Annotated in this window: 5 protein-coding genes; 3 read left to right on the top strand and 2 right to left on the bottom strand. The window is 68.4% G+C overall.

What is annotated here, in order from left to right; all coding sequences use genetic code 11:
• Positions 1–59 precede the first annotated feature (59 nt).
• Positions 60–920, bottom strand: a complete 861-nt coding sequence (locus DMC18_RS21495) for an NAD(P)-dependent oxidoreductase (RefSeq protein WP_110120080.1) — start codon at positions 918–920, stop codon at positions 60–62.
• Positions 921–955: 35 nt separating this feature from the next.
• Between DMC18_RS21495 and DMC18_RS21490 the strand changes: the two genes are divergently transcribed.
• The 3 genes from DMC18_RS21490 to DMC18_RS21480 are packed head-to-tail and all read left to right on the top strand — an operon-like array spanning position 956 to position 2,792.
• The gene (locus DMC18_RS21490; protein ID WP_110120081.1) at positions 956–1,303 is read left to right on the top strand and encodes an MmcQ/YjbR family DNA-binding protein; all 348 of its coding nucleotides are present in this window, start codon (positions 956–958) and stop codon (positions 1,301–1,303) included.
• Complete coding sequence (locus tag DMC18_RS21485; RefSeq protein WP_110120082.1) at positions 1,287–1,937, top strand: Pr6Pr family membrane protein; 651 nt, start codon at positions 1,287–1,289, stop codon at positions 1,935–1,937. The genes DMC18_RS21490 and DMC18_RS21485 overlap by 17 nt, the downstream gene beginning before the upstream one ends.
• Positions 1,938–1,958: 21 nt before the next feature.
• Positions 1,959–2,792, top strand: a complete 834-nt coding sequence (locus DMC18_RS21480) for an aldo/keto reductase (RefSeq protein WP_110120083.1) — start codon at positions 1,959–1,961, stop codon at positions 2,790–2,792.
• Between the two features lie 262 nt (positions 2,793–3,054).
• Here the strand turns inward: DMC18_RS21480 and odhB are convergent.
• On the bottom strand, positions 3,055–3,840 hold a 786-nt coding region (odhB, locus tag DMC18_RS21475; RefSeq protein ID WP_146218162.1), incomplete at its 5' end, for a 2-oxoglutarate dehydrogenase complex dihydrolipoyllysine-residue succinyltransferase.

Raw genomic sequence — 3,840 nt, 5'->3', positions numbered from 1 at the left:
TGCCGCTATCACTTCCCCCTCAGTCGCTCCGCGACAGCTCCCCCTTCAGGGGGAGCATCTTAGAAGCGGGGCCGGAAATCCCTCGGCGCCCACCCGAAATCCCTGACCGCATCCGCCGCGTCGAAGGTCAGGTCCTGGCTCATCCGCGCGCCCATGGCGGCCGTCGCGCCGGGGAAGAACGGCCGCGCCAGGGTCAGCAGCAGCGAGAACAGCCACGGGGGCAGGGGTGCGATCAGCGGCCGTCTCCCCAGGCCCTCGTAGATCCGGCGGACCATGTCGCGATAGGCCAGGGTCTCGCCGCCCACGAGATCGTAGGCGCGACCCGCCGCCGCCGGGGCGGTCGCCGCTGCTATGGCGCCGGCCGCCAGGTCGTCGGCATGGACCGGCTGGCGCAGGCCCTCGCCCGAACCCGACAGCGGCAGCACCTTGAAGCGGCGGATCAGGCCGGCCAGGCGGCTGACATTGCCGTCGCGGCCCTCGGCGTAGATCAGGGTCGGGCGCAGGATGGTCCAGGCCACGCCATGTTCCGAACAGAACGCCTCGACGGCGCTTTCCGCGTCGGCCAGGGCCTTGGCCACGGCGCGCTCGGCGGGCTCGGGCGAGGCTTCCTTGGTGAAGCGGCTGGTCGAGGAGAAGGCCACCAGCCGTGTCATGCCGCGCGCCTTCAGCAGCGGCAGCACGTCGGGCAGCAGCCAGATCGGCGACAGGGCGAAGACGGTGGCCGCGCCGGGCAGCTGTTCGGCCAGGTCGTCGGCGCGCAGGTCGGCGTCGATCCAGCAGGCGTCGCCTCCAGGAGGGCGGCGCGACAGCCCCATGGGCTCGTGGCCGGCGGCTTGCAGCCGCGCCATCAGGAAGGTCCCGATCAGGCTGGTGGCGCCCAGCACCAGGATCGGCGTCTTCAGAGTGTTTTCCGCGCTCATACTGCATCTATAGTCGCGGTACGGGAGCTTCGCCCATGCCCATGACGTACGAAGAGGTCCGCGCCTTCGCCTTTTCCCTGCCGCTGGTCGCGGACGGGACGTCGTACGGCTATGCCTGCCTCAAGGCGAACGGCAAGTTCCTGACGAGGCTGAAGGAGGACGGCGACAGCCTGGTTCTGACCGGCGTGCCGTTCGACGAGCGCGAGATGCTGATCGAGGCCGCGCCCGAGGTGTTCTATTTCACCGACCACTACCGGAACTATCCGATGGTGCTGGCCCGGCTGTCGGCGGTGGAGCCGGGGACGGTGAAGCGCATTCTCGAACGGCAATGGCGCGCCAGCGTCCCCAAGAAGGTTTCCAAGGCCCATGACGAACAAGACTGAGCGCGCCTGGCGCCTGGTCGCGGCGGCGATCGTCTGGTTCGGCGTCGTGCTGCAATACGGCCTGATGGTCTCGCACAAGGACCCCCTGGCCCAGACCGTGAAGTTCTTCAGCTTCTTCACGATCCTCAGCAACATTCTGGTCGGGACGGCGCTGGTCGCCTCGGCCCTCGCTCCTGAAAGCCGGCTCGGCGTCTGGGCGCGGCGGGCGGGCACGCGGGTGGCGGTGGGCGTCTACATCGGCGTGACGGCGCTGGTCTATCACGTGCTGCTGGCCGGGCTGTGGGACCCCAAGGGCTGGCAGCTGCTGGCCGACACCCTGCTGCACACGGTGACGCCGCTGCTGTTCCTGGCCGACCTGCTGGCTTTGCCGCCGCGCGAGGCGGCCCGCTGGGGGCAGGCCTGGAAGGCGCTGGCCCTGCCGCTGGCGTTCGGGGTCTGGACCCTGATCCACGGGGCGCTGTCGGGCTGGTATCCCTATCCGTTCCTCAACGTCGCCAAGCGGGGCTATCCGTCGGTGCTGGTGACCATGGTGGTGATGGCGGCGGGGTTCTTCGCGCTCACGCTTGTCCTGACAGGCATGCAGCATCTGCAACTACGGCTGGCGAAGCGGGACCGGGCGCCTATATCCGCCTGAGCGTTTTCCCAGGAGTTTCCCATGGCCCAGCCTACTGTCCGTTCCGGCGACATCGACATCCCGGCCATCGGCCTGGGCACCTACCAGCTGGAGAACGGCCTGGCCCAGACCGTGACCGAGAAGGCGCTGGAGCTCGGCTATCGCCATGTCGACACCGCCCAGATCTACGGCAACGAGCAGGACGTCGGCGCGGCCCTGGCGGCCACGGGCGTGCCGCGGAGCGAGATCTTCGTCACCACCAAGGTGTGGATCGACAAGTTCACCGAAGGCGACCTCCAGCGCTCGGTCGACGAGAGCCTCAAGAAGCTGCGGGTCGACCAGGTGGACCTCTTGCTGCTGCACTGGCCCAAGCCCAAGCCGGCGCTGTCGGAGACCATCGCGGCGCTGAACGCGGTCAAGGCCGACGGCCGCACGCGGGGCATCGGCCTGTCGAACTTCCCCTCGGCGCTGTGGGAGGAGGCGGCGGCCCTGTCTGAGGCTCCGCTGGCCACCAACCAGGTTGAGTACCACCCCTACCTGTCGCAGAAGACCCTGCGGGCCACGGCTGAGGCGCTGGGCGCCTCGATCACCGCCTGGTCGCCCCTGGCCCAGGGCAAGGTCGGCGACGATGCGGTGCTGAAGGCGATCGGCGAGAAGTACGGCAAGACGCCCGGCCAGGTGACCCTGCGCTGGCAGGTGCAGCAGGGGGTGGTGACCATCCCCCGCACCAAGAACCCCGCGCGGCTGGCGGAGAACTTCGCGATCTTCGATTTCGCGCTGACCGATGAAGAGATGGCCCAGGTCTACGCCCTGGCCCGCCCGGACGGCCGCATCGGCGACTGGATCGACGCGGCGTTCCGCTGGGATGCGGAGTAGTTTCTGAAGATGCTCCCCCTTTGGGGGAGCTGTCGCGGAGCGACTGAGGGGGTCTTTCCTTACCCTCTCCCTGAAGGGAGAGGTGTCGGCGCAGCCGACGGAGAGGGAAGTCGCTGCGAGGTCGGCCCAATCGGCGGAAGCTGAAAACGCCCCCCCTCCGGCCCTCTGGGCCACCTCCCCCAAAGGGGGGAGGATCTTCTGACCAACGAAAAAGGGGGCCGCTTTCGCGACCCCCTTCATCAGTCTCGAAAAGACCTGAACCTTACAGGTCCAGCAGCAGGCGCTGCGGGTCTTCCAGGGCTTCCTTCACCTTCACCAGGAAGGTCACGGCGCCTTGGCCGTCGACCACGCGGTGGTCGTAGGACAGGGCCAGGTACATCATCGGGCGGATCTCGATCTTGCCGTTGACGACCATGGCGCGTTCCTTGATCGCGTGCATGCCCAGGATGCCCGACTGCGGCGCGTTGAGGATCGGGGTCGACATCAGCGAGCCGTAGATGCCGCCGTTGGTGATCGTGAAGGTGCCGCCCTGCATGTCCTCGATGGCCAGGCCGCCCGAGCGGGCCTTCTTGCCGAGGTCGCCGATGGCCTTTTCGATCTCGGCCAGGTTCAGGGCGTCGGCGTCACGGACGACCGGAACCACCAGGCCCTTGTCGGTGCCGACGGCGACGCCGATGTCGTAGTGGTTCTTGTAGACGATGTCCTGACCGTCGATCTCGGCGTTGACGTCCGGCACGGCCTTCAGGGCGGCGACGACGGCCTTGGTGAAGAAGGACATGAAGCCCAGCTTCACGCCGTGGCGCTTTTCGAAGACGTCCTTGTACTGGGCGCGCAGGGCCATCACCGCGCTCATGTCGACCTCGTTGAAGGTCGTCAGCATGGCGGCGTTGTTCTGGGCTTCCTTCAGGCGACGGGCGATCGTCTGACGCAGGCGCGTCATCTTCACGCGCTCTTCGCGCTCGTGGATCGGACGCGGGGCCGACGGCGCGGCGGGCGCCGGAGCCGGGGCGGCGGCGCGGGCTTCCAGGGCGGCCAGGGCGTCGCCCTT

The organism is Caulobacter sp. D5 (genome assembly GCF_003185805.1).
GTDB lineage: Bacteria > Pseudomonadota > Alphaproteobacteria > Caulobacterales > Caulobacteraceae > Caulobacter.
The sequence above is the reverse complement of the archived record's forward strand: the minus strand, read 5'-3'. Positions and strand labels throughout refer to the sequence as shown.

What these genes read in the sequence shown, in the direction of transcription:
- DMC18_RS21485 (WP_110120082.1), top strand. Translation starts at nt 1,287, where the DNA reads ATGACGAACAAGACTGAGCGCGCCTGGCGCCTGGTCGCGGCGGCGATC.
- DMC18_RS21495 (WP_110120080.1), bottom strand. Translation starts at nt 920, where the DNA reads ATGAGCGCGGAAAACACTCTGAAGACGCCGATCCTGGTGCTGGGCGCC.
- DMC18_RS21480 (WP_110120083.1), top strand. Translation starts at nt 1,959, where the DNA reads ATGGCCCAGCCTACTGTCCGTTCCGGCGACATCGACATCCCGGCCATC.
- DMC18_RS21490 (WP_110120081.1), top strand. Translation starts at nt 956, where the DNA reads ATGCCCATGACGTACGAAGAGGTCCGCGCCTTCGCCTTTTCCCTGCCG.